Origin of the sequence: Pseudomonas sp. CBC3 (assembly GCF_037967085.1) — a bacterium.
Lineage (GTDB): Bacteria > Pseudomonadota > Gammaproteobacteria > Pseudomonadales > Pseudomonadaceae > Stutzerimonas.
In genome coordinates this window covers 253,984-278,640 of sequence record NZ_JBANEO010000004.1, presented here as the reverse complement: position 1 = coordinate 278,640, position 24,657 = coordinate 253,984, and the positions used below count along the sequence as shown (strand labels likewise).

The window sequence follows — 24,657 nt, the reverse complement described above, 5'->3', positions numbered from 1 at the left end:
GCGAATCCTTATTCGGTAACGGTCAGTTGTTCAGCGAGACGGCGACGCAGGCGGTTCTTGTCCACCTTGCCTACGGCTGTCATGGGAAGTGCGTCGAGGTGTTCGAATCGGTCCGGCAGCTTGTAATCGGCTAGACCGAGGCCGCGTAGAAACTTGCGCAGGACGATGCCCTTGAGAAGTTCGGGGCTGACGATAAAGGCGCAACTCTTCTCACCCATGGCCGCGTCCGGCATTGATACCAGCGCCGCCTGGGTAACGGCGGGATGCGCCATCAGCAGGTTTTCCACTTCCTCAGCAGCGATCTTTTCGCCACCACGGTTGATCTGATCCTTGATCCGCCCGACAACGACCAGATAGCCGTCCTCGCGCTGCCGGACCAGATCGCCGGAGCGGTAGAAACCCTCTGCATCGAATGCGCTGGCGTTGTATGCCGGGCTCTGGAAATAGCCGCGGATGGTGTAGGGGCCACGGGTCATCAAAGCCCCCACCTCGCCCGTCGGCACCGGATTGCCGTCGCGGTCGACGACTTTTACCTCGTCGTCCGGGCTCATTGGCTGACCCTGGGTCAGGTAGACACGCTCGTCGCTGTCGTCCAGCCGGGTGTAGTTGACCAGCCCTTCGGCCATGCCGAAGACCTGCTGCAAGTGACAACCGAGATCCTGCGGGACACGGCGAGCGAGCAACTCCGGCAGCTTGGCGCCACCGACCTGCAACAGTTCCAGCGAAGCGAGTTCATCCCGGTGTGCGGGCGCGGCCTGCAACCACAGCGACAAGGCCGACGGCACCAGGGCGGCCACGTTGACCTGATGGTGCGCGATCAGCGGAAAGCAGCTTGCCGGGCCTGGATCGGCGCTGAGCACCACCCGTCCGCCGGCGAGGAAGACACCCAGCGCGCCGGGCGAGCTGAGCGGGAAGTTGTGCGCCGCAGGCAGCGCGCAGAGGTAGCGGGTGTTGCGGTCGAACTGGCAAATCTCCACGCTGCGACGGACGCTGTAAAGATAATCATCGTGGGTGCGAGGAATCAGTTTCGGCGTGCCGGTGCTGCCGCCCGATAGCTGGAAAAATGCCACTTCACTGGCTGGTGTCGGAGCGAATGAGCGCTCTGCCGCTGCTGGCTCAAACCAGCGATTCAAACGAAATTCCGGCTGCGGGTCGTCGTGCAGCAAGACGGTGTCGAGTTCAGGTATCAGCTCGGCCAGCTCATCGAGAAATGCGTCGCCGGCAAACAGCGCATGCTCGCGACTGGCCACCAGCAGCCGCGGACGAATCTGCGCGGCGTAGGCGACTAGCTCCAGGCGGTTGTGGCTGAACAAGGCATTGACAGGGGCGATGCCAGCCTTCATCAAGCTGAAAAATACGATGTACAGCTCAGCCTGACTTCCGAGCTGAACCAGCGCCCTATCGCCCGGCCCCAAGCCGCGATTGGCCAGCCGTTGGGCGAGATGCGTCGACATTTCATCCAGCTCGGCGTAGTTGAATTCCCGACTATCGGAAACTACCGCGATAGCGTCCGGCTGAAGGCCTGCCTGATTGGTGAGCATCTGGCTCAGCGGTTCGCCCCGCCAATATCCGGCGCGGCGATAACGCTCAGCAAAAGCTTCGGGCCAGCGGGTGAACGGAACCAGGCTCATACTGCCTCCTGATCAAGTCCGAACGCGGCGAGCATGGTGCCGAGTTTGGTTCCCGTCTCGCGCCATTCCGATTCGGGGCACGACGCCGAGACCAGCCCCGCGCCAGCAAACAACCGGACCTTGCGTTCATCGATCACGCCACAGCGGATCACCACGGCCCATTCGCCGTTGCCGGCCGCATCGCACCAACCGACGATGCCGCCGAACACACCACGGTCGAACGGCTCCAATTCGGCGATCAGCTGTTTGGCCGCAGTCGTGGGGAAGCCGCAGAGCGCTGGCGTCGGGTGCAGCTGACACGCCAGGCTCAGCGCCGATATTGGCGCAGTCAGCTCACCCTCGATCCGCGTCGACAGGTGCCATAGCTTGGCGGTGCTCATCAACGAAGGCGCCGCCGGTATCTGCAACTCCCGGCATAGCGGACGCAACTGGCGTTCGATATCTCGAATCACCAGGCGATGCTCATGCTGATCCTTGCCCGAATCGAGCAGGCTTCGCGCCGACTGTTCGTCCGCTGCCAGATCGGCGTAGCGTCTGGCGGAACCGGCCAGCGGATTGGTCTCCAGGCGTTTACCGGTTTTGCGCAGCAGCAGCTCAGGGCTGGCGCCGATCAGAACGCCGCCATCCGGCAGATCGGTGAAGAAATGAAACGCTTCGGGATTCTGCTGGCGTAGCCCCTGGAAGATTGTCGCGGCACAGGGTGGTGCGTCGAACTCAAGCTGCAGCAGGCGTGACAGCACCGCTTTATCCAGCCGACCACTGCGCAGCGCGCCCAGCGCGCGGGTAACGGCTTTTTGAAAGCCAACCTGATCGGGCTGTTCGGTGCACTGACGCGCCGCGCCGCAGGCGAACCCGCAAATCGCGGTCGGAGGTGACGCGGGAGGAAGATGGGAAACGTGTCGCGGGATGAACAGACTGGAGGATTGCTGCTTGTCGAAGGGAATCACGCCAACCAGCACGGGATTCTTCAAACCGGCTGCCTGCGCTTCGGCGAAAGCCCGCTGAACGTCATGCTCCAGGCCCGGTCCGGCGCCTTCGGCCGGTGTGTCTATCGTCTTGAAACAACCGCTGGCTTCAATGCCGCCTGCCGGTGAATAAAATCGATACGACGGCGGGAATTTGTATCCCACGCCTGGTCCGTCGTAGGCGACGCGAGTCAATGCGTTCACCACCACCTCCACATAACAATAATGGTATTGATTATCATTTGCCGGCGGCAACGATAGTCATCGGTGATAGATGCGTCAAATTATTTCTGTTCGCGGGGCGCAGAGACGTTTTGCTGGCGGTTAGGTCTAAGGCGGTTGCGGCTGGTTTAAGAAGGGATGGAGCGAGAGGGGGTATCGGTCGCCGGCTATACGGCCATGTCGTCATGGCTATAACCATTGAAAGTACTTTAGATATTTCGCTTAACCAGTTGATTTGTGTAATAAAACCAGCATAAGAGAGACAGGCAAAAGTCTACTAACGAACCTCGACAATTTCGTATTGCTGGCGGCGCCGATCCACAAGCACTTCAACCTCATCACCATCGCAGCGCCCAAGCAACGCGTGGCCCAACGGCGATCGCGGCGATATCACCAGTACCTCTGTTTCTGCAACAACCACTCTCAACCCAGCGGCATCCGGGCCGAGGAAAACCCAGCGCCCGATACCGGCCTGCTCCAGCGAAACCAGCGCGCCGAGCGTGATCGGCTCATCGACCTGCGAGCGCACCGGAAGATTGCGATAGCGGCTCAGCGCCGTCTCGATCTCATGCACACGGCGACGCTGCCCGTCAGCAAGATAGGCAGCCTCGAGCCCGCGAGTGTCGTACTTGTTTTCCGCCTTGCTCTCGGCATGCGTTGCCGCCTCGTGAGAGGCCTTAAGCGCGTCCTTGGCAATTGTCAGATCGGCTTGCAGCTTTTCGATGATAAGTGCTTGGAGATCGGTCTTGTTCATGCAGGCTCGGGACGGTAGTGCCGGGCCTCTAGCATGGCATCGCTACGCCCACAGAGCCACGCCGACTGAATACGTCTTTCTGCAACATCCGGCGACCTGTCGAACACAGAGCCGCCTGACATGACAGGTAAAGTGCGACCCTATTCGAAACCAACCAACGCAAAGGATCGAGACAGATGCTTACCCTGAGCCTGGGCCCGCTGACGATCGGCATACCCCATCTGATATTGGTCGGCTGTTTGTTACTGGCGACGCTGACCGGCTGGTGGGCGGGCCGACCGCACGGGCGGAACCCCGAGCGACAGATATTCCGGCTTATGCTGCTGGCTGTGCTGGTCGCGCGCCTGTCCTTCGTAGCGGTCTACATCGAAGATTTTTCCGGCGCCTGGTGGCGAGTACTGGATATCCGCGACGGCGGCTTCATCGCCTGGCCGGGTATCGGAGCCGCATTACTGGCCGGTGGTTGGCTGATATGGCGTGACCGAGAACTGCGCAAACCATTGGGCCTCGCCTTGGTGGTAGGACTCGCCAGTTGGACCTTCGCCAGCTTTGGCTGGCACGCCTTCGAACGAGGGACGCGTCTGCCTGAGATAGCCCTGCGCGACATAGACGGCAGGTCGGTCAGCTTGGCCGACTACAGCGGCAAGCCGATGGTCATCAATCTTTGGGCCACCTGGTGCCCACCGTGCCGCCGTGAAATGCCGGTACTCGCCGAGGCACAGACGAACAACCATGAGCTGGTCTTCCTGTTCGTCAACCAGGGCGAAGGTGAAGGCGAAATCAGGCAATTTCTGCAGAGTCACGACCTTGGATTACGCAACGTGCTGATCGACAGCGGTGGTCGCCTTGGACAGCACGTCGGCTCGCGAGCATTTCCGACAACGCTGTTCTACGACGCAGACGGTCGGCAAGTCGGCAGCCATCTAGGCGAGCTGTCACGCGCCAGCCTGGCAAGAGCGATGAAAGCACTGCGGCAATAGCTCTCGATACCCCACACATCTACCTGAACGCGCTGGTCGGACGTCTACCCAGTCACACTTCTGCAACAGCCGCAAGTCATCGGCGCTGCCGATAGCCGGGCTGCAGATGAATGAACCGAAGCCGAAAAGCCGCTGTCCAGACAGAAGCGTTCGAATCAGCCGCAGCATGCGGATTTGTCGGCCCGCGCGGGATATTTTTAAAAAAGAGGAAATTTGCCGCAGGCGACAGAGCGAGACGCTGCTTATACTGTCCCCCCATCCAATCTGGAGCCACACCCGTGAATAAAGCCGAGTTGATTGAAGCGATCGCAGCCTCCGCCGATGTCCCTAAGAGTACCGCCACTCGCGTACTGGACGCCTTCACCGAAAGCGTGACCAATACCCTGCAGAACGGCGACAGCGTGACGCTGGTTGGCTTCGGTACCTTTGCTGTCAAGGAGCGCGCCGCCCGTGACGGCCGCAATCCGCAGACCGGCGCAACGATCAAGATCTCCGCAGCAAAGCTGCCAGGCTTCAAGCCAGGCAAGTCGCTGAAGGATGCGGTGAACTAATCCATCCATATCTCGGATACCGGGTCGCTGACGTCCTTACGGACGCAGCGCCTGGCGTTGACCGCCTCGGTCGCGCACCCCGCTCCACTCCCCGCTACATTTGCTCTCGGGCATAACCGGAACGAAGCGTGGGCTTTGTCAGCCGCCTAGGCTCGACCCAGCCATGCCAGCTCTATTCGTCGTTGCGACTCACTTGTCGCGGTCGATCGCAAAGCCCGCCCAGGCCTGCCGCGACGGCATGATCTCCAGCCGGTTGATATTGATATGCGCCGGTAGCGTGGCGACATAGAAGATCTGCTCGGCGATGTCTTCGGCGGACAATGGCGTGGTGGTGCTGTAAAGCGCGTCGGACGCCGCTTGATTGCCCTTGGTCCGCACCAGCGTGAACTCGGTTTCGGCCATACCAGGCGCGATGTCGGTGACCCGCACGCCCGTGGCGATCAGGTCACAGCGCAGGTTGTAGCTGAACTGCTGGACGAATGCCTTGCTGGCACCGTAGACATGACTTCCGGGATAGGGCCATTGGCCTGCTACGGAGCCGATATTGACGATGCTGGCGCCCTTTCCTGTCTCGATCAACGTTGGCAGCAATGCATGGGTTACGTTTACGAGGCCGGTGATATTGGTGTCGATCATGGTGTGCCAATCGTTCAGATCGGTCTTCTGCGAAGGTTCCGGAGCCAGTGCCAAGCCCGCGTTATTGACCAGACAAGTCACGGCACGGAAGGCTTCGGGCAGTTCGGCGACGACGTCCTTGACCGCCTCGCTCTTGCGCACATCAAGCGTTGCAACATGCACCGGAACCTTGTCGGCCAACTCTTCTTTCAGTGCTTCTAGTCGCTCCGAGCGTCGACCGGTCAGTACCAGCGACCAGCCTGCTTCAGCAAAACGGCGAGCCGTAGCGCGACCAAAACCTGATGTGGCACCGGTGATGAATACGACCTTGCTGTTCATGCTTTTCCTCTTTTCCGATTGGCGCGCTCGTAGAAGCGCGCGGTGGTATCGATGGTTATGGTCCGTGCATAGGAAGAAAAGTTCGAGCGGTTTCTCCGCTTCATTTCTTAACAACTGAACGACCAGTCTTGTTATTCCAACAAAATACAAAGCACAACGATGGCCTTTTTGCCGATCGAGCACGATTTCTCGACCTTTCAGCACGGTTCGTTTTGGGATTAATTCGCCGTTCAGTCTGTATAGCCCTTGAGGCTTATTCCCAGCCGGGAAAGCGCCAGTTAAAAGCCGGGCTCCCGCCCCTTCAAAAGGAATCTGAAATGCTTAAAACAAAAACACTACTAGCAGGCGCCATCTCGTTACTGATTGCGAATCAGGCCGCGGCCCTCAACGACGCGCAACAGGACCAGACCGGCACCGATAACTATGCCGATGTGGTGCAGCAGATCGGTTCGGACAACTACAGCAGCCAGCTCCAGGATGGAGACGCCAATGTCTCCTACACACTGCAGAGCGGGACGCTATTGTCAGCCTCTAGCGAGCAACGCGGCGCGGGCAATATCTCGACGATCGAGCAGAATGGGATGAACAGCCAAGCGAACGTTTCGCAGGACGGCAACTACAACCTCGCCACGGTTTATCAGGAGACTAACGAGGAGGTCGGCCATACGGTGACCCTTTCGCAGATCGGTAGTCAGAATCTCGCCTACATCGAGCAAATTGACGGGGCCGCCAGCGTCTCGGACATTTATCAGAACGGTGAAGGCAACTCTATCGACGTGACTCAACAAATGACGGCCAACCACCTCGACGCGGAGCAGACCGGCGACGGCAATACCGCTCTGGTCGAGCAGTTCGGGAACACGACCGCCTATATAAGCCAGACCGGGACTGCCAACGCCATCAACTTTCATCAGGACGGCGCATTTTCCGGCGCTTTTTCCTCAATCAGTCAGAACGGTACCGGTAACGAGGTCAACCTCTCACAGCAAGCCAGTCGATACAGCGCAGGCGACGTGCGCCTGGTACAGATCGGCGCGGGCAATATCGCCGACGTATCGGAAAGCAGCGGCTTCGGCAGCTTCAGCTTCACCCAGGACGGAACGGGAAATGAGCTGACCGCCCAGCACGGTGGTCGCTCGACCACGGTAGAAGGCACCTCCACCGGCGACTTCAACCGTGTAGACATTCGTCAGGACTTCGACGGCAGCAGCCTGACCATCGCCCAGAACGGTACTCGCAACGAGATCGACGTTGACCAGACGGGTTACTACGGTGTCGGCGACATCCAGCAGACAGGCACCGAGAACTATGCATCGCTGGTGCAGATCGGAAACTCCAGCAGCGTCACTCAGGAAACGGCGCTCATCATGCAAAACGGTACTGGAAATTTGGCCTTCGTGACCCAGGGTCAGTAAGTCGTTTCGGCGAGCCGATTAACAGCTAGTGCTGCAACCAAGGCTCGTATCGGCTCGATCATGGGCCGGCGTGCTGGACCAACGCCAGCGCGCCGTGACGACGTAAGTTTTTCCTCCGAGCTCAAGCAATAGGCCCAGCCTTGACGCAAGCGCCTATTGGTAGCTGGAATAATGCACTCGGGTGAGCAAATTCTAGTAATACGCTGAGAAATGAGGCACTAACGCTCAACCAAATCGCGGTTTTCCCCGGTTTGTTTTTTTTGGTCTGCCGTCTCTCTTTCCATGGGAACGCGCGGCGAACAAACACACGCCCTTTTACGCTGCCTCAGATACGCGAAAGCCCCGAATTACGGGGCTTTCAGCGTTGTAGATGGTGCGGACGGAGAGACTCGAACTCTCACACCTTGCGGCGCCAGAACCTAAATCTGGTGTGTCTACCAATTTCACCACGTCCGCAGTCTTTCAAACGAAAAAGCCAGGCTACGCCTGGCGTTTCGGAATATGGGGTGGACGATGGGGTTCGAACCCACGACCGCAGGAGCCACAATCCTGTGCTCTACCAACTGAGCTACGCCCACCATATTGCATTGCTTGTGCCAGAGCCCAGAAACTGGCGCACCCGGCAGGACTCGAACCTGCGACCATCCGCTTAGAAGGCGGATGCTCTATCCAACTGAGCTACGGGCGCTTTTATCTGCAATCTATTCGGAGCGCAGACTTCAAGCTCCGGCTAATGGAGAATTTACCTCCAAAAGCCGTCTTACCCAGCAGCAAGCTGTGCTCGACAAGCGGGGCGAATCTTAATGGCCTGTCCGCGGGCCGTCAACAGCTAAACCGAAAAAATTTCAGGCAGGTAAAGGAGTTACGGATAGGGGACACCGCATCGCCTTTGCCGGACGGTGTCACCGTGAGAGAATGCGCCTCCTTTTTCAATCCTTCTCGATGGTTAATCACGCGTCATGACCGCAAAACTGATCGACGGTAAACAGATTGCTGCCAATATCCGCCTGCAGATCGCCGGCCGAGTGGCCGAGCGCTCCCAGCAGGGCCTCAGAGTTCCGGGGCTGGCAGTGATCCTCGTGGGTTCGGACCCGGCCTCGCAAGTATATGTCGCGCACAAGCGCAAGGACTGTGAGGAAGTGGGATTCAAGTCCACTGCCCATGATCTGCCGGCGACGACCAGCCAGGGCGAACTTCTGGAGCTCATCGATCAGCTCAATGACGATCCGCTTATCGACGGGATTCTCGTGCAGTTGCCGTTGCCCAAGCACCTGGACGCCTCGCAGCTGCTCGAACGCATTCGGCCCGACAAGGATGTGGATGGCTTCCACCCCTATAACATCGGACGCCTCGCGCAGCGCATGCCCCTGCTCCGCCCCTGCACACCGAAAGGCATCATGGCGTTGCTCGAGAGCACCAGTGTCGACCTGCACGGCCTCAACGCGGTAGTTGTAGGCGCGTCCAATATCGTCGGTCGCCCCATGGCACTGGAGTTGCTGCTGGCAGGCTGCACGACCACCGTCACCCACCGCTTCACCCAGGACCTGGCCGAGCACGTCAAACGCGCCGATCTGATCGTGGTCGCGACGGGAATCACCGGCCTGGTAAAAGGCGAATGGATCAAGGAAGGCGCCATCGTCATCGATGTCGGCATCAACCGACAGGCCGATGGCAAACTGGTCGGCGATGTCGAGTTCGACGTGGCGGTGCAGCGCGCCAGCTGGATTACACCCGTGCCCGGCGGAGTTGGCCCCATGACTCGCGCTTGCCTCTTGGAAAACACGCTGCATGCCGCGGAACATCTGCACGACTGATCACGCAGGCCATCAGAGGAGCCGTATCCTTCAGAGGTTCGGCGAGATCTCCAGATGGTGTAAATATCTTCGGCGTTTCAAATCAAACGGCACCCTAGGGTGCCGTTTGATTGTCGCTTCTAACCGCTATCCGTGGTTTAACGTTACTGGTTCCAAGATTTGTTCAGCTCTTCGTAACTGACGGTCTGCCCCTGGGGCTTCTCGTTTTCCAGCTTGGGTTTCGGCGAGCCAGGCTGGCTAAGCCAGTATTCAGGGTCGCGCGGTTCGTTCATCTTAGGCCCGCACTTCGGCTGTACGTTGGCACGCTCCAGCCGCGCCATCATGGTGTCCTGTGCCTCAGCAAGGCCATCCAGCGCTTCCTGAGGCGTCTTGTCACCGCTGGCAGCTTCGGCGATGTATTGCCACCAGAGCTGAGCCAGACGCGGGTAATCCGGTACGTTGGTTCCGGTTGGCGTCCACTGCACGCGCGCCGGACTACGATAGAACTCCACCAGGCCGCCCAGCTTGGGCGCCGCTTCGGTCATGGCATCGGAGTTGATGTCGGATTCCCGGATCGGCGTTAGCCCGACCAAGGTTTTTTTCAGCGACACGGTCTTCGACACGGTGAACTGCGCGTACAGCCAGGCCGCCAAACGACGCTTTTCGGGTGTCGATTCAAGGAAGGTCCAGGCGCCAGCATCCTGATACCCGAGCTTCATCCCCTCTTCCCAGTAAGGCCCCTTCGGCGATGGCGCCATCCGCCATTTCGGCGTGCCATCTTCGTTGACCACGGGCAAGCCGGGCTTGGTCATGTCCGCGGTGAAGGCGGTGTACCAGAATATCTGCTGCGCAATGTTGCCTTGTGCCGGTACCGGTCCGGACTCGGAGAAGGTCATACCCTGAGCTTCCGGCGGTGCGTACTCGCGCATCCAGTCGACGTATTTCTGCGTCGCGTAGACCGCAGCCGGCCCGTTGGTGGCGCCGCCGCGAGCGACGCTCGAGCCGACCGGATGGCAATCTTCGACGCGAATGCCCCACTCGTCCACCGGCAAGCCGTTCGGCAGCCCTTTATCACCGGCGCCCGCCATGGAGAACCAGGCATCGGTGAAGCGCCAGCCCAGCGACGGATCCTTCTTGCCGTAATCCATGTGGCCGTAGACGCGCTGGCCGTCGATCTCCTTGACGTGCTTGCTGAAGAACTCGGCGATGTCCTCATAAGCTGACCAGTTCACCGGCACGCCGAGCTCGTAACCATAACGCTCCTTGAATTGTTGTTTCAGATCGTCCCGCTCGAACCAGTCGGCACGGAACCAGTAGAGGTTGGCAAATTGCTGAACGGGCAGCTGGTAGATCTTGCCATCCGGGCCGGTGGTGAACGAAATGCCGATGAAGTCGTCGAGATCAAGGGTCGGCGAGGTGTAATCCTTGGCTTCGCCTTCGATCATGTCGCTGATGGCGACTGCTTTTCCATAGCGGAAATGCGTGCCGATCAGGTCGGAATCGTTGATATAGCCGTCGTAGATGTTCTTGCCGGACTGCATTTGCGTCTGCAGCTTCTCTACGACATCGCCTTCCTGCATCAAGTCGTGCCGCAGGCGGATCCCGGTAATCTCGCTGAACGCCTTCGCCAGGGTCTTGGACTCGTATTCGTGTGTGGTAATGGTCTCTGACGCGACGTTGATCTCCATTCCGCGGAACGGCTCGGCAGCCTTGATGAACCATCGCAGCTCTTCCATCTGTTGTTCCGGCGACAGGGTCGAGGGATTGAATTCCGACTCGATCCATTTCTTCGCCGCCTCCTCCTGGGCATCGCCCCATGCCGTACCTGCAGTACCGGACAACGTCAGCAGGGCCGCGAGCGCCATGCAATGTCGGGTGTTGTTTTTATTCTCGAACATACACACCTCCTTTGGGTTTTTCGGAGGGATGGGCCGCGCGGCTCAACCCCAGCGCATCACTGCAAACAACCAGACGAGAGATAGCGCGGACGCTATCCAGATGCTCCAGTCGGTCAGCCCTATCAGCAGAAGATGCCAATAGGCGCTGCCCAGAAGTCCGATGAACAACCGATCGCCCCGCGTGGTGACGATGGGCAGGAAACCTTTGCGCGCAACGCAAGGCCGTTTCAGTTCCCAGACACTCATCAATGTAAGGGTCAGGCCGATCACGGCAAAAAATACGGCGGTCGGCGTGGTCCAGGCCATCCAGTTCATACGTGATTCTCCTATACCCGGCCGAGGGCGAAGCCCTTGGCGACGTGATTGCGGACGAACCAGATCACCAGCATCCCCGGCAGGATCGTCAGCACCCCGGCGGCCGCCAGCACGCCCCAGTCGATACCGGAAGCCGAGACGGTGCGCGTCATCACCGAGACAATGGGTTTGGCATCCACCGAGGTCAGCGTGCGGGCCAGCAGCAGTTCGACCCAGGAAAACATGAAGCAGAAGAACGCCGTCACACCGATGCCGGGGCCAATCAGCGGGACGAAAATCTTCACGAAGAATTTGGGAAAGCTGTAGCCATCGATGTAGGCGGTTTCGTCTATCTCCTTGGGTACACCCGACATGAACCCCTCGAGAATCCACACCGCGAGCGGCACGTTGAACAGGCAATGCGCCAGGGCTACCGCGATATGCGTATCGAACAACCCGATCGACGAATACAGCTGAAAGAACGGCAGCAGAAAGACCGCCGGCGGCGCCATGCGATTGGTCAGCAGCCAGAAGAACAGGTGTTTGTCGCCGAGGAAGCGAAAGCGGGAAAAAGCATAGGCCGCCGGCAGTGCCACGGTGAGTGAAATGACCGTGTTCAGGCAGACGTAGTACAGCGAATTGATGTAGCCGCTGTACCAGCTACGGTCAGTGAAGATCACTCGGTAGTTGTCCAGCGTGAAAGCCCGAGGCCAAAGCGTCAGGCCGCCCAGGATCTCGGTGTTGCTCTTGAACGACATGTTGATCAGCCAGTAGATCGGCACCATCAGAAAAACGATGTAGAGGATCAATACCATTCGTTTGCGCAGATGCATTCAGCAGACCCTCGTCATTTCTGGTCGCCGTGGGTCATGGCGGTATAGAACAGCCAGGACACCAACAGGATGATCAAGAAGTAGATCAGCGAGAACGCCGCCGCCGGCCCAAGGTCGAACTGCCCCACCGCCATCTTGGTGAGCGTCTGACTGAGAAAGGTTGTGGCATTGCCCGGCCCGCCACCGGTGAGTACGAAGGGCTCGGTATAGATCATGAAGCTGTCCATGAAGCGCAGCATCACGGCGATCAGCAGCACGCTCTTGAGCTTGGGCAGCTGGATGTAGCGGAACACGGCCCAGGCCGAGGCGCGGTCGATGCGCGCCGCTTGGTAATAGGCATCCGGTATGGCCCGCAAGCCCGAATAGCAGAGCAGCGCGACCAACGAGGTCCAGTGCCAGACATCCATGACCAGCACCGTCACCCAGGCATCGCGGGTGTTGGATGCATAGTTGTAGTCGATGCCCAACTCACGAAGGCCGTAGCCCAGCAGGCCGATGTCCGCACGGCCGAAAATCTGCCAGATCGTGCCCACCACGTTCCATGGGATCAACAACGGAATCGCCATCAGAATCAGGCACAGCGAGGCCCAGCGACCACGAGTCGGCATGGTCAGCGCAACCGCGATGCCCAGCGGAATTTCGATCAGCAGCACACAGCCGGAAAAGATGAACTGCCGCAGCAGCGAGTCATGCAGACGAGGATCGTGAAGGATTTGGCGATACCAGTCCGCACCGACGAAGAACCGGGTCGAGGAATCGAAGATGTCCTGAACCGAATAATTCACCACAGTCATCATTGGCAGAATGGCGCTGAAAGCCACCAGCAGAAAGACTGGCAACACCAGCCACCAGGCACGGTTATCCTGAATTTTGATCATGGCCTGGCCTCCACCAGCCGGTCGTCGGCATAGAGCATCAGCCACTGAGCGGGAAAGCTCACCCAAGCCTGCCCTTTCGGGATGGGGTGATCTTCCGGCAAACGCGCCTTCAGCAGATGTCCCTGCAGACGAAGCGTAAGAATTTTATAGGTGCCCAGATCTTCCACCCGCACCACCTCGGCCCGCATGCCGCCGGAAGCCGTTTCCTCACCAACCTGTACGAACTCCGGACGAATACCGAGTTGCAGTCGACTCATCGCCAGCTCGGGCAAACGCGCCGCCAATCCGCTGGAAAGCGGCAGATGCAAATCACCGAAACCTATACCGCCCTCCTCGGCACGCACCTCGATCAGATTCATTCCCGGACTGCCAACGAAGAATCCGACGAAAGTGTGCTGTGGCCGCTCGAACAACTCTCTCGGCGTACCGAACTGAACGATCTGCCCGCCATGCATCACGGCAATCTTGTCGGCAAAGGTCGAGGCCTCCAACTGATCGTGGGTGACGTAGATCATGGTGATATTGAACTGCTCATGGATCTGCTTAAGCTTGCGACGCAGCTTCCATTTCAGGTGCGGGTCGATGACCGTCAGCGGCTCGTCGAAGAGAATCGCCGATACGTCATCGCGCACCAGGCCGCGCCCCATGGACACCTTCTGTTTCTCGTCCGCAGTGAGATTGCGGGCCTTGCGCTTGAGCAGCGGATGCAGGTCGAGCACCTCGGCGATCTCGTGCACCTTGCTGGTCACGCGCGCCTCCGAAACGCCCTGATTGCGCAGCGGAAAGGCCAGGTTGTCGAAAACGGTCATGGTGTCGTAGACGACCGGAAACTGGAAAACCTGGGCGATGTTGCGCTGCTCGGGTGTCATTCTGTTCACCTCGCGTGCGTCGAACAGCACCTGTCCCTCGGATGGACTGAGCAAGCCGGAGATGATGTTGAGCAACGTCGACTTGCCGCAGCCGGACGGCCCCAGTAACGCGTAGGCACCGCCCTGCTCCCACACATGATCCATCTCGCGAATCGCATAGTCCGCCGCACCTTGCGGCTGCGAGCTATAGCTGTGGGCAAGGTTCTGCAATCGAATCTCCGACATGGTGTGCTCCTTCAGACGCGTCGGACCGGTGCCTGAGCCAGCTCGCCGGCAGCATCGAACACGAACAACTTGTGGGTTGGGATGTACACGCGAATCGGCGAATCCACCGGGTAGTCATGTACCCCCTGCAGGTGCAGAACCAGGCTGAGGTGCTCATTGCGCACATGAAGGAAGCTTTCCGAACCGCTGATTTCAGCCAGCTCGACCGTGCCGGAGACTTCCAGGTCGTCGTCGTTGGACGGCACCAGGCCGATATGGCTGGGCCGTATGCCGAAGCGGTAATCGCCCTCGCTCAGGGTTCGCAGGTCCGCATTGAGCGGAAAGTGCATGCAGTCCTGAAAGCTGACCTCGTTGGCGGCGATACGCCCCGGCAGCAAGTTGATCGGCGGTTCCGAGAACAGTTCGGCGCTGAGCATCCGGCTTGGCCGGTGATAGACCTCCGACGTGGGACCGCTCTGGATGACGCGCCCTTCATGCAGGACTGTCGCCGTTCCGCCCAGCGCCAGCGTCTCGTTGGGCTCGGTGGTCGCATAAACGGCAATGCTGCGGCGCGTCTTGAACAGCTCGCGCATTTCCTGCCGCAGCTCTTCGCGCAACTTGTAGTCGAGATTGACCAGCGGCTCATCGAACAAGATCAGATCCGCGTCCTTGACTAGCGCCCGGGCCATGGCGGTGCGCTGCTGCTGGCCCCCGGAAAGCTCCAACGGGTATCGCTGCAGAAAGTTTTCGATGTGCAGCATCTCGGCGGTTTCACGAACCTTTCGCTCGATCTCTGCCTTGCCAGCACCCGCCTGCCGCAACGGAGAGGCGATGTTTTCGAACACGCTCAGCGTGGGGTAGTTGATGAACTGCTGGTAAACCATCGACACGTTCCGCTTGCGGACCGGCACGCCGGTAACGTCGGCGCCGTTCATCAGGATGCGTCCGCTGCTCGGCTTGTCGAGCCCCGCCATGAGCCGCATCAGCGAGGTCTTGCCCGACAGCGTTCGCCCGATCAGCACGTTGAACGAGCCTGGTTCGAAGTTCAGACACGCGTCAGCGATGTGCACGTGGCCATCGACGGTCTTGCTGACGTGTTCCAGCGTGAGGGACATGCTGCATCCTTCTAATTGTTGTGAAGGATAGGAAGCGATATCCGTGCCAATGTTGCATGTGGCTCTAGGTCGGGCCTGAGGTGAAAGTGCTGTTTTCTCAAGTGTTCAAACTGAACATTTTTGAACATTGACAGCGCGTAGAAATGAACAAAACTGTTCAAGATGCGCGCTACGGCAGTAGCGAATAACAACAAGAATTTGCATCTTCAGAGGGCAACATGGCCGACCCAGCCCAGTCCATCGCACACCAGACGCTGATCGAAGATTCCTGGAGCCGCTGCGAGCGCTACGGGCTGAATCCGCTCAGCACGCCAAGCTTCGGTCAGCCGGCCACGCAGGAAGTGAACGCCCTGTTGGAGCGCCAACGCAGTCTGGTACAAACCACCCAACGTGAAGTACTGCCCTACTACGAAAACATTCTTTCGAATTCGAGCTGTCTGATTTTGCTGGCGGACAGCGGTGGCCAATTGCTTGAATCGTGGGGTGATCGGCGCTTCGTCGAGCCAACCCAGCAACGCGGATTCAAACCGGGCGCCAGCTGGATGGAGCGCGATACGGGGACCAATGCCATCGGCACGGCGCTGGCCAGTGGGCACGCCGTGCATATCCAGCGCGACGAGCACTTCCTCAAGGCCAACCGCTACTTATCCGGTGCGGCTTCGCCGATCTTCGATGCGCAACGCCAGCTGATCGCCGTGCTCGATGTGTCCAGCGACAGCTACCTTCCGCCTTCGCACACGCTCGGCATGGTGAAGATGATGAGCCAGTCGGTTGAGAATCGGCTGATTCTCAACCTGTTCCACGATGATTACTTTCAGCTGACTTTCAATACCGGACAGGACAATCTCGACAGCCAGTGGGCCGGGCTGCTGATATTCGATGAATCCGGGCTCATCGTGTCGGCCAACCGGCGCGCCGACAACCTGCTCGGCATGGAGCTGACGCGGACCCGCATCGATAGGCTGTTCGACGTGCCGCTGTTGCAACTGATCAATCAACCGGAAGATCAGCCCCTGCTGCTGCGGGCGATGGGTCGCCACCGCTTCCATGGCATCGTTCGGCGCCCACAGAAACCATGCATCCAGCCGCGGGACTTCCGTACGACGTCGGGGCGGGAACGGTTGCTCGATCTAACCAGCATCGATCAAGGCGATCCGCAGGTGCACAAGGTGATCCGCCAGGCACAGCTCATGCTCGAAAAGGACGTTCCGATTCTTGTACAGGGGGAAACGGGTGTCGGTAAGGAAGTCCTGGTCAAGGCACTGCACGCAGCCAGCTCGCGAGCCGATGCGCCCTTGATCGCGGTGAACTGCGCTGCCATCCCCAACGAGCTGATCGAATCCGAACTCTTCGGCTATGAGAAAGGCGCCTTCACTGGCGCCCACCAGAAAGGCAGCCTCGGCCTGATTCGCAAGGCGGACCGAGGCGTGCTGTTTCTCGACGAGATCGGCGACATGCCGATGAGCCTGCAGGCGCGCCTGTTGCGCGTACTGCAGGATCGCAGCGTGCAACCGCTCGGCGGCGGAGAACCATTCCCGGTCGACTTTCGCCTGATCTGCGCCACGAACCGCTCGCTACGCCAGGACGTCGATAGCGGTCGCTTTCGCCAGGATCTGTTTTACCGCGTCAGCGGCCTCAGCGTGGAGTTGCCGCCCTTGCGTGCTCGTCACGACAAGCTCGCGCTTTTCCAGCGCGTCTGGGAACAACATCGAGAACCTCGGCAATGGGCCGGACTGAGCGCCGAAGTGCAGCGCTTGTTCGAACGTCACCCTTGGCCGGGGAATATCCGCCAACTGAGCAGCGTCATTCAGGTTGCCCTGGTACTGGCCGACGATCAGCCAATCCGCCCGGAGCATTTGCCTGACGACTTCTTCGTGGATATCGAAAGCGCCGAAAGTAACGGAAGAACAGAGCCAACCCACTCTATCGGCATGGCGCCTTCGCTTTCGTTACCCACGAACCAGCCGCTGCGCTCACAGTTCGAAGCCTGTCGTGGCAACGTTTCGCACCTCGCCCGGCATTTAGGCGTCAGCCGCAACACTCTCTACAAGCGCTTACGCGCCGAGGGTCTTTATCCAGGTTAAGTTCGCTGCATAGTGCGTTTCAACGACCTGAGTCGATACGGCCCGACGTAGGGTGGGCTTTAGCCCACCAATGTTCCAAGGCTCCGTCCTCGCAGCGGTGGGCTGAAGCGGAACGCCGCCCGGCCCGTCCTACTTCTACCTCGTTCAGGCGAACCCTGGCGGGATCGCCCCGTCCAGACAAGAACACCGGCGCTCGAATCCCCGCCCCGGCTGCCTGTCCGCTTCGAGTTCAGCGACGTAGGGTGGGCTTCAGCCCACCGGAAGTACCTGATCGATTGTGGAGGGCTGACGGTTCGCGAGGCTGAAGCGGACGCCGCTTGGCCCTACCGGTCGACAGGGATCGGTAATCCAGCCCTGTTTATCCGCACCTGACGAAAGCTTCTGTTCGCTTACCGGAAACAAAAGAGGCCGCACGCGGCGGCCTCGATGGAGTGTGCAACTTATTCACCTAGACGCCAGGTCGTTCCGCCCTTGCCGTCTTCCAGCACCACGCCCATGGCCGCCAATTGATCGCGAATGCGGTCGGACTCTGCCCAATTTTTCTCGGTGCGGGCCTGCAGGCGCGCAGCAATCAAGCCTTCAACTTCAGCCGCATCCACTTTGTTTGCGGCCCCGGCCTGCAAGAAGGCCTCAGGCTCGAGTTGCAGCACGCCGAGTACGGAGGCCAGTTCTTGAAGGCGCGCAGCCAGCGAAGCAGCGGATTGCAAATCCGTGTCACGCAAGCGGTTGACCTCTCGGATCATCTCGAACAGCACAGAGCAGGCTTCCGGCGAGTTGAAGTCATCGTCCATCGCGGCGCTGAAGCGCTCGGCGAACTCCTCACCACCTGCGGGCGCCGCTTCGGGCAAGCCTTTCAGGCCGTTATAGAAACGTTCCAGCGCGCCCTTGGCTTCCTTGAGGCTGTCTTCGGAATAGTTGATCGGGCTGCGGTAATGGCTAGAAACCAGCAGATAGCGCACTACTTCCGGCTGATACTTTTCCAACACTTCGCGAATGGTGAAGAAGTTGCCCAGGGACTTGGACATTTTCTCGCCGTCCACCCGTACCGCACCGGCGTGCATCCAGGCGTTGGCGTAGAGCTTGCCGGTCGCCGCCTCGCTCTGGGCGATTTCGTTTTCGTGGTGCGGGAAGACCAGGTCCGGGCCGCCGCCATGAATGTCGAAGGTCTCGCCCAGGCAGCAGGTGGACATAACGGAGCACTCGATGTGCCAGCCCGGGCGGCCTTTGCCCCAAGGCGAATCCCAGCTCGGCTCGCCAGGCTTGGCTGCTTTCCAGAGCACGAAATCCAGCGGATCTTCCTTGGCTTCGTCGACCTCGATACGGGCACCGATCTTCAAATCCTCGATCTTGCGCCGCGAGAGCTTGCCGTAACCGACGAATTTACCGACCCGATAATAAACATCGCCATTACCCGGCGCGTAGGCGAAGCCCTTGTCAATCAGGGTCTGGATCATGCCGTGCATACCGACGATGTGCTCGGTGGCACGCGGCTCGAGGTCGGGGCGCAGCACATTGAGCCGAGCCTCGTCCTCATGCATCGCGGCGACCATACGACCGGTCAGCGCCTCGAAGCTTTCACCGTTTTCCTGAGCGCGACGGATGATCTTGTCGTCGATATCGGTGATGTTGCGCACGTAGATCAGCTCGTACCCGCGCTGGCGTAACCAACGCGAGACCACGTCGAAGGCCACCATCACCCGCGCATGACCGATGTGGCAGAAGTCATAGACCGTCATGCCACAGACGTACATGCGTACCTGGTTATCGATCAGCGGCTTGAGCGGTTCCTTGGCCTTGGTCAGGGTGTTGTAGATCGACAGCGCCATTATTGCCCCCAGGAATCACGCAGGGTGACAGTCCGGTTGAACACCGGCTTGCCGGGCTGCGAATCCTTGAGATCAGCGACAAAGTAACCTTCGCGCTCGAATTGGAAGCGCTCCTCGGGTTGCGCGTTGGCCAAGGACGGCTCGGCGCGGCAGCCTGCAAGTACCACCAGCGACTCGGGATTGATGTTGTCGAGGAAGCTGCCGCCCTGCCCTTCGCCTTCAACGGACTTCTCCGGATTGGCGGAGCGGAACAGGCGGTCGTACAGTCGCACCTCGCACTCGACGCTTTCCGTAGCCGGTACCCAGTGGATCACGCCCTTGACCTTGCGGCCCTCGGGATTCTTGCCCAGGGTGTTCTCGTCGTAGGAGCAACGCAGTTCGATGACGTTGCCCTCGGCATCCTTGATCGCCTCATCAGCGCGGATCACGTAGCTGCCGCGCAGACGCACTTCGCCACCGGGAATCAGACGCTTGAAGCCGGTCGGCGGGACTTCTTCGAAGTCGCTGGCATCGATAAAGATCTCGCGACTGAACGGCAGTACGCGCACGCCCATGTCTTGCTTGGGATGACGCGGCAGCTCCAGGTTCTCCAACTGCCCTTCCGGATAGTTGGTGATTACCACCTTAAGCGGCTTGAGCACGCACATGGCTCGCGCCGCGTTGGCATCGAGGTCTTCACGGATAGCGAATTCCAGCATGCCGATATCCACCACGCCGCCGGCGCGATTCACGCCGATCATGTCGCAGAAGTTGCGGATCGAAGCCGGCGTATAGCCACGGCGACGGAAGCCGGACAGCGTCGACATACGCGGATCGTCCCAGCCACTCACGTGCTTCTCGTCGACCAGCTGCTTGAGCTTGCGCTTGCTGGTGATGGTGTAGTTCAGGTTAAGACGGGCAAATTCGTACTGACGCGGCTGTGCCGGCACAGGCAGTTGCTCCAGGAACCACTCGTAGAGCGGGCGATGGTCCTCGAACTCCAGGGTACAGATCGAGTGAGTGATGCCCTCGATGGCGTCCGACTGGCCATGGGTGAAGTCATAGCTAGGGTAGATGCACCACTTGTCGCCGGTCTGATGATGATGGGCGTGGCGGATGCGGTAGAGAATCGGGTCACGCAGGTTCATGTTCGGCGAGGCCATGTCGATCTTCGCCCGCAGCGCACGGGCGCCGTCGGGGAATTCGCCGGCCTTCATGCGTGCGAACAGATCGAGGTTCTCTTCGACGCTGCGCTCGCGGAACGGGCTGTTCTTACCCGGTTCGGTCAGGCTGCCGCGGTATTCGCGTGCCTGCTCGGACGTCAAATCGCAGACATAAGCCTTGCCGCTCTCGATCAAATGGACGGCCCATGCATGCAACTGGTCGAAGTAATCAGAGGCGTAATGCTCCTCGCCGGCCCATTGAAAGCCCAGCCACTGCACGTCGCTCTTGATCGCGTCGATATATTCCTGGTCTTCCTTGGCCGGGTTAGTGTCGTCGAAACGCAGGTTGCAGACGCCACCGAATTCCTGGGCCAGACCGAAGTTCAGGCAGATCGACTTGGCATGGCCAATGTGCAAATAGCCGTTGGGCTCGGGCGGAAAGCGCGTGACGATGCTGGCGTGCTTGCCAGAATCCAGGTCGGCCTGGACGATCGGGCGGAGAAAATTGGTGGCGGCGGTAGTCTCAGGCTTGCTCATGGTGTCCTTAACGATCTGCGAGTGCGCGGCTCAGGGTAGGCCGGCCAAATCAAAGCGCTTATCATAGCGGACCCGTCAACCCCCTGACAGAGCAAAGCGCCCGGCCGCATCGCTCTGCAGCAGCGGTCCTTCTCCGTTGCCGCGCCGCCCTGTTATCGCGGCGCGGTTTATTCCCTTCATAAGGAAGACTCCCAATGATCAAGCTCCACACCAACCACGGCGTCATCACCGTCAAGCTGTACGAAGACAAAGCCCCAGAAACCACGGCCAACTTCAAGGAATACGTTAAGAGCGGTCACTACGACGGGACCATCTTCCATCGCGTGATCAGCAATTTCATGATCCAGGGCGGCGGGTTCGAGCCGGGCATGAAGCAGAAAGCTACCCGCGCACAGATCAAGAACGAAGCCAACAACGGGCTCTCCAACAAGGTCGGCACGTTGGCCATGGCGCGCACCATGGAGCCGCATTCGGCGTCCGCGCAGTTCTTCATCAACGTAAAGGACAACGACTTCTTGGATCACACCGCACCGACCGTGCAAGGCTGGGGCTACGCGGTGTTTGGTGAAGTGGTCGAAGGCATGGACGTGGTCGAGAAGATCAAGGGCGTTTCCACCACCATGAAGTCCGGCCATCAGGACGTTCCGGTGGACGACGTGGTCATCGAGAAAGCCGAGATCGTCGAGTAAGCCTCGTTGATTCTGCTGATTTCAGATCTGCATCTCGAAGAAGAACGCCCGGACATCACCCGGGCGTTTCTTCGTTTTCTCGAAACTCGAGCAATCCAGGCCGAGGCGCTCTATATCCTCGGTGACTTTTTCGAGGTCTGGGTCGGCGACGACGGTATGACACCCTATCAGCACGAGATCGCCGCTGCCCTCCGCGTCCTGAGCGAAAGCGGAACCCGCATCTATCTGATGCACGGCAATCGCGACTTCATGATGGGCAAGGCGTTCTGTCGCGAGGCGGGCTGCACATTGCTACCTGATACGCACGTTGCCGAGCTCGGCGGCCAACGGGTCTTGCTGATGCACGGCGATACCCTCTGTACGCGAGATCAAGGCTATATGCGGCTACGACGGTGGCTGCGTAATCCCGCCAGCCTGTTCATCCTTCACCATTTGCCGCTCGCCAGACGCCAGAAGCTGGCGCAGAAACTGCGATCGAGCAGCAAGGAAGAGACGCGCATGAAAGCCAGCGACATCGTCGACGTCACGCCTGATGAGGTCATTGATGTCATGCAGCGTTACGGCGTCCGGACCCTGATCCATGGCCATACTCACCGCCCAGCAAACCACAGGCTACAGGTTGCCGGTCAACCCGCTACGCGCATCGTGTTGGGCGACTGGGACCGACAAGGTTGGGCGCTACAGATCGATGAATCAGGCGTTCATCAGGCGCCGTTCGAACTGAGCTGAGCCGCTCAGCCGGCGACCGGAACGCCGCTATGGAAGCGAAACTCAGTGTCGACGCTTTCAATCAATTCGCGCTCACGCGCCCGCACTCGGACGATGGTCGCGTCGATGTCGACGGCGTCACCGTACAGATAAGCCAGCTTCAGATAATCCTGAAAATGCCGCGCTTCTGACTTGAGCAGGCCGTGATAGAACTTGCCGAGCTCCTCGTCCAGATGCGGCACCAGCATCGCGAAACGCTCGCACGAGCGGGCCTCGATGAACGCCCCGATCACCAGCGTATCGGTCAGTCGATAGGGCTCGTGATTGCGCACCAACTCCCGCAGACCCGCCGCATAGCGTGACGAGCCGATGTTTCGCAGACCAATGTCGCGCTTGCGAATAATGGAAAGCACCTGCTCGAAGTGCCGCAGCTCCTCTCTAGCCAAACGCGACATCTTGTTTTGCAGATCAGGCTTGTCGACATACCGGAACATAAGCTGAAAAGCGGCCCCGGCAGCTTTCTTCTCGCAGTTGCCGTGATCGATGAGCATCACGTCCTGGTTCTGCAGCGCAACCTCGACCCAGGCGGTCGGAGTGGCACAGCCAAGAAATTCGTTCAATTTGGGGAGCATGGGTGAGGTCTTGGTATTCGCAAAAAAGTGATGGATGCGGCGATCGACGTCAGCGCTGCCGCCAGCGGCGCATTATACGAAGCCAACGACAGACAGCCAGAGCTGCTTGATATGGATCAGTAGCCGGCGCGCTTGCGTTGTCTATAGTGAGTTCAACCGATATTGGAAACGGAGCCGATCATGCAAGCCATACGCCGTATCCTTGTGATAATTGACCCGAAACTTCCTGAAAACCTGGCTTTGAAGCGGGCGCGCCTCATTTCCAGCGTCAGCCAATCGGAGTTGCATCTACTCGTCTGCGATACCAAGCAGGATCACAACGCCTACCTCGCCAAAATCCGCACAGAACTGGAGGAGCAAGGGCACACCGTTACCACGCAGCAAGCCTGGCATGACAACCTGCATCACACGATCGTCACGGTGCAACAAGCTGAAGGCTGCGGTCTGGTAATCAAGCAACACGTGCCCGACAACCCACTGAAGCGCGCCTTGCTGACGCCCGATGACTGGAAGCTGCTGCGCTACTGCCCTTGTCCCGTGCTGATGGTCAAAACCGAGGCACCCTGGACCGGCGGCAATATTCTCGCCGCGGTGGACGTCGGTAACGCCGACATCGAACACCGTACGTTGCACTCGAGCATCATCAATCATGGTTACCAGATCGCCGCGCTTGCCGAAGGCAATTTGCATGTCATCAGCGCCCATCCTTCGCCGATGCTGTCGGCAGCCGATCCGGCTTTTCAACTGAAAGAAACTATCGAGGCACGCTATCGCAGCGCTTGCAAGCAATTCCAGGCCGACTACGGCATCCCCGATGGGCAGCTGCATATCGAGGAAGGCCCTGCGGATGCGCTGATCCCACGCGTCTGCCATCAAATTCAGGCCGTCGTGACGGTCATCGGCACGGTTGCCCGCACCGGTTTTTCCGGCGCGTTGATGGGCAATACCGCCGAGGTGGTACTCGATACGCTGGAAAGCGACGTGCTGGTTCTCAAACCGGAAGACATCATTGGCCACCTCGAGGAGCTGGTAGCCCATCGCTGACTCATTTCACCCGGGCGGAATACTGCCGCGCTTCCGGTGAAGGCAGACACTCATTCAGCCGTATCGTTGAGAAACCGAGGCGCGATATAGCGCTGGTAATGCGCCTCGGAGAGCAGAAAAAACTCCCGATCGATGGCGTCGCGAAGTTCGGGAAGTGCCCACTCGCGAAACTCCGGCAGCAACACGACTCCATAAGCATCGAGCTGCTGAATAACCCGTGCGCCTCGAGCGATAAGCTGATAAGCCCAGCAATACGGTGACTGCTCCGCGACGAAGCGGATCTGCCGGCTTTCCATCTGGCGGCGAAGTAAATCGGCATCGAAGATTTCAAGCTTGGCGGCCATCACTTGCGCCAGGAGCAGCTCCAAACGCCGCCAGACGGAGCGCTTGCTCTCCTCCTCATAGGCATTCCAACTCACCACCTCATGGTGGAAGCGCTTGCAGCCACGGCAGACGAGATCACCATAAACAGTGGAACAGAGACCCACACAAGGGGTTTTGATGCGCTGGTTGGACATAGCGAGGGTGAGTCGATGAACAGCGCCGCATCTTAGACTTTTGTCCAAGCCAGGTCACGAATGAATCCACTGCAGCGCCTCTTTTCTGGCCGTGTACCCCGCGCCGCCCGGCGCTCCAGCA

At 59.4% G+C, this 24,657-nt stretch carries 22 protein-coding genes and 3 tRNA genes; 8 read left to right on the top strand and 17 right to left on the bottom strand.

Going from position 1 to position 24,657, the window contains the following annotated elements; all coding sequences use genetic code 11:
- Window positions 1–8: 8 nt before the first annotated feature.
- The 3 genes from V6943_RS18040 to V6943_RS18030 all read right to left on the bottom strand — a co-directional run bounded on the left by V6943_RS18040 (window position 9) and on the right by V6943_RS18030 (window position 3,572).
- Window positions 9–1,631 carry a (2,3-dihydroxybenzoyl)adenylate synthase gene (locus V6943_RS18040; RefSeq protein WP_340554933.1) on the bottom strand — a complete coding sequence of 541 codons (1,623 nt, stop codon included), beginning with the start codon at window positions 1,629–1,631 and terminating at the stop codon, window positions 9–11.
- Complete coding sequence (locus V6943_RS18035) at window positions 1,628–2,800, bottom strand: isochorismate synthase (RefSeq protein ID WP_340554932.1); 1,173 nt, start codon at window positions 2,798–2,800, stop codon at window positions 1,628–1,630. Before V6943_RS18035 ends, V6943_RS18040 begins: the two co-directional genes overlap by 4 nt.
- A 295-nt stretch (window positions 2,801–3,095) precedes the next feature.
- A complete protein-coding gene (locus V6943_RS18030; RefSeq protein ID WP_340554931.1) occupies window positions 3,096–3,572 on the bottom strand; it encodes a GreA/GreB family elongation factor in 477 nt (158 codons plus the stop codon).
- 176 nt (window positions 3,573–3,748) lie between these two features.
- Here V6943_RS18030 and V6943_RS18025 point away from each other — a divergent pair, with 176 nt between their 5' ends.
- Together V6943_RS18025 and V6943_RS18020 are read left to right on the top strand one after the other, a co-directional pair.
- Complete coding sequence (locus V6943_RS18025; RefSeq protein WP_340554930.1) at window positions 3,749–4,552, top strand: redoxin family protein; 804 nt, start codon at window positions 3,749–3,751, stop codon at window positions 4,550–4,552.
- Window positions 4,553–4,662: 110 nt separating this feature from the next.
- Window positions 4,663–5,103, top strand: coding sequence for an HU family DNA-binding protein (locus tag V6943_RS18020; protein WP_231752173.1), 441 nt, complete (start codon window positions 4,663–4,665; stop codon window positions 5,101–5,103).
- 189 nt (window positions 5,104–5,292) lie between these two features.
- On the opposite strand, the gene V6943_RS18015 is transcribed toward V6943_RS18020, so the two are convergent.
- Window positions 5,293–6,057, bottom strand: coding sequence for an SDR family NAD(P)-dependent oxidoreductase (locus V6943_RS18015; RefSeq protein WP_340554929.1), 765 nt, complete (start codon window positions 6,055–6,057; stop codon window positions 5,293–5,295).
- A 128-nt stretch (window positions 6,058–6,185) separates the two neighbouring features.
- On the opposite strand from V6943_RS18015, the gene V6943_RS18010 reads away from it, so the two are divergent.
- Window positions 6,186–7,472, top strand: coding sequence for a hypothetical protein (locus V6943_RS18010; RefSeq protein ID WP_340554928.1), 1,287 nt, complete (start codon window positions 6,186–6,188; stop codon window positions 7,470–7,472).
- A 371-nt stretch (window positions 7,473–7,843) separates the two neighbouring features.
- On the opposite strand, the gene V6943_RS18005 is transcribed toward V6943_RS18010, so the two are convergent.
- The 3 genes from V6943_RS18005 to V6943_RS17995 form a co-directional block, all read right to left on the bottom strand.
- Window positions 7,844–7,928, bottom strand: a tRNA-Leu gene (locus V6943_RS18005).
- A gap of 46 nt (window positions 7,929–7,974) precedes the next feature.
- Window positions 7,975–8,050, bottom strand: a tRNA-His gene (locus V6943_RS18000).
- Window positions 8,051–8,083: 33 nt separating this feature from the next.
- Window positions 8,084–8,160: transfer RNA gene (locus V6943_RS17995), tRNA-Arg, on the bottom strand.
- A 271-nt stretch (window positions 8,161–8,431) separates the two neighbouring features.
- On the opposite strand from V6943_RS17995, the gene folD reads away from it, so the two are divergent.
- Window positions 8,432–9,286, top strand: coding sequence for a bifunctional methylenetetrahydrofolate dehydrogenase/methenyltetrahydrofolate cyclohydrolase FolD (gene folD, locus V6943_RS17990; protein ID WP_340554927.1), 855 nt, complete (start codon window positions 8,432–8,434; stop codon window positions 9,284–9,286).
- Between the two features lie 143 nt (window positions 9,287–9,429).
- Here the strand turns inward: folD and V6943_RS17985 are convergent, their stop codons facing one another.
- Genes V6943_RS17985 through V6943_RS17960 form a run of 6 tightly spaced genes read right to left on the bottom strand, consistent with a single transcriptional unit; the run spans window position 9,430 to window position 15,356 of the window.
- Complete coding sequence (locus V6943_RS17985) at window positions 9,430–11,163, bottom strand: ABC transporter substrate-binding protein (RefSeq protein ID WP_340554926.1); 1,734 nt, start codon at window positions 11,161–11,163, stop codon at window positions 9,430–9,432.
- A gap of 42 nt (window positions 11,164–11,205) precedes the next feature.
- Window positions 11,206–11,478: a DUF2160 domain-containing protein gene (locus tag V6943_RS17980; RefSeq protein WP_131648896.1), complete on the bottom strand. Its 273-nt coding sequence runs from the start codon at window positions 11,476–11,478 to the stop codon at window positions 11,206–11,208.
- Between the two features lie 11 nt (window positions 11,479–11,489).
- Entirely contained in the window at window positions 11,490–12,290 is an 801-nt protein-coding gene (locus tag V6943_RS17975; protein ID WP_131648897.1) for a carbohydrate ABC transporter permease, read from the bottom strand.
- Window positions 12,291–12,304: 14 nt separating this feature from the next.
- Window positions 12,305–13,168: a carbohydrate ABC transporter permease gene (locus tag V6943_RS17970; RefSeq protein WP_131648898.1), complete on the bottom strand. Its 864-nt coding sequence runs from the start codon at window positions 13,166–13,168 to the stop codon at window positions 12,305–12,307.
- Window positions 13,165–14,262, bottom strand: a complete 1,098-nt coding sequence (locus tag V6943_RS17965; RefSeq protein WP_131648899.1) for an ABC transporter ATP-binding protein — start codon at window positions 14,260–14,262, stop codon at window positions 13,165–13,167. Before V6943_RS17965 ends, V6943_RS17970 begins: the two co-directional genes overlap by 4 nt.
- 11 nt (window positions 14,263–14,273) lie before the next feature.
- On the bottom strand, window positions 14,274–15,356 hold the full coding sequence (locus tag V6943_RS17960) for an ABC transporter ATP-binding protein (protein ID WP_340554925.1): 1,083 nt from the start codon (window positions 15,354–15,356) through the stop codon (window positions 14,274–14,276).
- 218 nt (window positions 15,357–15,574) lie between these two features.
- On the opposite strand from V6943_RS17960, the gene V6943_RS17955 reads away from it, so the two are divergent.
- Window positions 15,575–17,440: a sigma-54-dependent Fis family transcriptional regulator gene (locus V6943_RS17955; RefSeq protein ID WP_340554924.1), complete on the top strand. Its 1,866-nt coding sequence runs from the start codon at window positions 15,575–15,577 to the stop codon at window positions 17,438–17,440.
- A gap of 440 nt (window positions 17,441–17,880) precedes the next feature.
- Here V6943_RS17955 and cysS read toward each other — a convergent pair whose 3' ends face one another.
- Together cysS and V6943_RS17945 are read right to left on the bottom strand one after the other, a co-directional pair.
- The gene (gene cysS, locus V6943_RS17950; protein WP_340554923.1) at window positions 17,881–19,266 is read right to left on the bottom strand and encodes a cysteine--tRNA ligase; all 1,386 of its coding nucleotides are present in this window, start codon (window positions 19,264–19,266) and stop codon (window positions 17,881–17,883) included.
- The gene (locus tag V6943_RS17945; RefSeq protein WP_340554922.1) at window positions 19,266–20,945 is read right to left on the bottom strand and encodes a glutamine--tRNA ligase/YqeY domain fusion protein; all 1,680 of its coding nucleotides are present in this window, start codon (window positions 20,943–20,945) and stop codon (window positions 19,266–19,268) included. Before V6943_RS17945 ends, cysS begins: the two co-directional genes overlap by 1 nt.
- Before the next feature lie 194 nt (window positions 20,946–21,139).
- On the opposite strand from V6943_RS17945, the gene V6943_RS17940 reads away from it, so the two are divergent.
- The gene (locus V6943_RS17940) at window positions 21,140–21,634 is read left to right on the top strand and encodes a peptidylprolyl isomerase (protein WP_131648904.1); all 495 of its coding nucleotides are present in this window, start codon (window positions 21,140–21,142) and stop codon (window positions 21,632–21,634) included.
- 6 nt (window positions 21,635–21,640) lie between these two features.
- Window positions 21,641–22,363: a UDP-2,3-diacylglucosamine diphosphatase gene (gene lpxH / locus V6943_RS17935; RefSeq protein WP_340554921.1), complete on the top strand. Its 723-nt coding sequence runs from the start codon at window positions 21,641–21,643 to the stop codon at window positions 22,361–22,363.
- Between the two features lie 5 nt (window positions 22,364–22,368).
- Here the strand turns inward: lpxH and V6943_RS17930 are convergent, their stop codons facing one another.
- Window positions 22,369–22,974 (bottom strand): tRNA-(ms[2]io[6]A)-hydroxylase, encoded by a 606-nt coding sequence (locus V6943_RS17930; RefSeq protein ID WP_340554920.1) that lies wholly within the window; start codon window positions 22,972–22,974, stop codon window positions 22,369–22,371.
- A gap of 180 nt (window positions 22,975–23,154) precedes the next feature.
- Here V6943_RS17930 and V6943_RS17925 point away from each other — a divergent pair, with 180 nt between their 5' ends.
- A complete protein-coding gene (locus V6943_RS17925; protein ID WP_181104028.1) occupies window positions 23,155–24,018 on the top strand; it encodes a universal stress protein in 864 nt (287 codons plus the stop codon).
- Window positions 24,019–24,068: 50 nt separating this feature from the next.
- Here the strand turns inward: V6943_RS17925 and V6943_RS17920 are convergent, their stop codons facing one another.
- The gene (locus tag V6943_RS17920; RefSeq protein WP_340554919.1) at window positions 24,069–24,536 is read right to left on the bottom strand and encodes a DUF1289 domain-containing protein; all 468 of its coding nucleotides are present in this window, start codon (window positions 24,534–24,536) and stop codon (window positions 24,069–24,071) included.
- Between the last annotated feature and the right edge of the window lie 121 nt (window positions 24,537–24,657).

Excerpts from the sequence above, each read along its gene's own strand:
- V6943_RS18030 (WP_340554931.1), bottom strand. The coding sequence starts at position 3,572 with ATGAACAAGACCGATCTCCAAGCACTTATCATCGAAAAGCTGCAAGCC.
- V6943_RS17980 (WP_131648896.1), bottom strand. The coding sequence starts at position 11,478 with ATGAACTGGATGGCCTGGACCACGCCGACCGCCGTATTTTTTGCCGTG.
- V6943_RS17945 (WP_340554922.1), bottom strand. The coding sequence starts at position 20,945 with ATGAGCAAGCCTGAGACTACCGCCGCCACCAATTTTCTCCGCCCGATC.
- V6943_RS18040 (WP_340554933.1), bottom strand. The coding sequence starts at position 1,631 with ATGAGCCTGGTTCCGTTCACCCGCTGGCCCGAAGCTTTTGCTGAGCGT.
- cysS (WP_340554923.1), bottom strand. The coding sequence starts at position 19,266 with ATGGCGCTGTCGATCTACAACACCCTGACCAAGGCCAAGGAACCGCTC.
- V6943_RS17940 (WP_131648904.1), top strand. The coding sequence starts at position 21,140 with ATGATCAAGCTCCACACCAACCACGGCGTCATCACCGTCAAGCTGTAC.
- V6943_RS17975 (WP_131648897.1), bottom strand. The coding sequence starts at position 12,290 with ATGCATCTGCGCAAACGAATGGTATTGATCCTCTACATCGTTTTTCTG.
- V6943_RS18020 (WP_231752173.1), top strand. The coding sequence starts at position 4,663 with ATGAACCGAAGCCGAAAAGCCGCTGTCCAGACAGAAGCGTTCGAATCA.
- V6943_RS17970 (WP_131648898.1), bottom strand. The coding sequence starts at position 13,168 with ATGATCAAAATTCAGGATAACCGTGCCTGGTGGCTGGTGTTGCCAGTC.
- V6943_RS17965 (WP_131648899.1), bottom strand. The coding sequence starts at position 14,262 with ATGTCGGAGATTCGATTGCAGAACCTTGCCCACAGCTATAGCTCGCAG.
- V6943_RS17925 (WP_181104028.1), top strand. The coding sequence starts at position 23,155 with ATGCAAGCCATACGCCGTATCCTTGTGATAATTGACCCGAAACTTCCT.
- folD (WP_340554927.1), top strand. The coding sequence starts at position 8,432 with ATGACCGCAAAACTGATCGACGGTAAACAGATTGCTGCCAATATCCGC.
- V6943_RS17930 (WP_340554920.1), bottom strand. The coding sequence starts at position 22,974 with ATGCTCCCCAAATTGAACGAATTTCTTGGCTGTGCCACTCCGACCGCC.
- V6943_RS17920 (WP_340554919.1), bottom strand. The coding sequence starts at position 24,536 with ATGTCCAACCAGCGCATCAAAACCCCTTGTGTGGGTCTCTGTTCCACT.
- V6943_RS17955 (WP_340554924.1), top strand. The coding sequence starts at position 15,575 with ATGGCCGACCCAGCCCAGTCCATCGCACACCAGACGCTGATCGAAGAT.
- V6943_RS18025 (WP_340554930.1), top strand. The coding sequence starts at position 3,749 with ATGCTTACCCTGAGCCTGGGCCCGCTGACGATCGGCATACCCCATCTG.
- V6943_RS17960 (WP_340554925.1), bottom strand. The coding sequence starts at position 15,356 with ATGTCCCTCACGCTGGAACACGTCAGCAAGACCGTCGATGGCCACGTG.
- V6943_RS18015 (WP_340554929.1), bottom strand. The coding sequence starts at position 6,057 with ATGAACAGCAAGGTCGTATTCATCACCGGTGCCACATCAGGTTTTGGT.
- V6943_RS17985 (WP_340554926.1), bottom strand. The coding sequence starts at position 11,163 with ATGTTCGAGAATAAAAACAACACCCGACATTGCATGGCGCTCGCGGCC.